The sequence below is a fragment of the Vibrio sp. 1580 genome (genome assembly GCF_033340055.1).
The window spans coordinates 1-897 of record NZ_JAWOVT010000124.1; the positions used below are offsets into that span (position 1 = coordinate 1).

2 protein-coding genes are annotated in these 897 nt (G+C 44.9%); one reads left to right on the plus strand and one right to left on the minus strand.

Features of this window, described 5'->3' with window-relative positions:
- The first annotated feature begins 54 nt into the window (after positions 1-54).
- Complete coding sequence (locus tag R7093_RS24465; protein WP_005483459.1) at positions 55-444, plus strand: AAA family ATPase; 390 nt, start codon at positions 55-57, stop codon at positions 442-444.
- An 18-nt stretch (positions 445-462) separates the two neighbouring features.
- On the opposite strand, the gene R7093_RS24470 is transcribed toward R7093_RS24465, so the two are convergent.
- A partial coding sequence (locus R7093_RS24470) for a sugar transferase (protein ID WP_318146917.1) occupies positions 463-897 on the minus strand: 435 nt, incomplete at its 5' end.

Consider the following 897-nt stretch of genomic DNA (forward strand, 5'->3'; position numbering starts at 1 on the left):
TTTTTAAGAAATTCCGTTACAGTTTGGGCTTCTTTTTCATCACTCAACTGCATTATGTCGCTTGCTAAACTTATTCTCATTCGTGGCCTTCCTGGCTCAGGAAAAACAACCTTGGCGAAACAATTGGTGATAGATTTCGATGCGAAGCATTTCGAAGCCGACATGTATTTTGAGAATGAGAAAGGCGAGTACCACTTCAATCCGTCTTTGCTTCCGCAAGCGCACGAATGGTGTTTTGAACAAACGCGAAAATGGTTGAACAAAGGGAAAATCGTGATTGTGAGTAATACCTTTGTACGACATTGGGAAATGAAGCGGTATTTAGATTACTGCCGAAAGAAATCTATCGAGGTGGAAGTGATGGTGTGCTCGGGCGAATATCAGAGCATTCATAATGTGCCACCAGCGACAATCGAGAAGATGCGTCGCCAGTGGCAAGAGTAGCAAAATAGACTCGAAGCATTACTGGCCGCGTCCATCAATCATTACGATAAGCGTTTTACTCATGATAGAAAGATCCATCGTGATCCACGAGTAAAACGACCCAAGGCTTAGTGCATAGCTGTGGTCAAAACCGACTTTTCTTCTCACGTCTTCAATGCAAGCATCGTAACCTTGGTTTACTTGCGCCAAGCCTGTAATACCTGGCAGTACGCCGTATGTGCGCTCTACAAAGTAGGGAATTTCATCTTCCAACTTTTGATAGAAGGCAGGTCGCTCAGGGCGAGGGCCAATCATAGACATTTCACCTTTCAATACATTGAATAGTTGCGGTAACTCATCGAGACGAGTCTTACGTAAAAATCGGCCGACCGGGGTAATGCGTGGATCATTTTCGGTTGCCCAAACGGCACCTGAGCGTTGTTCTGCATCGATGTACATCGTGCGAAACTTCAT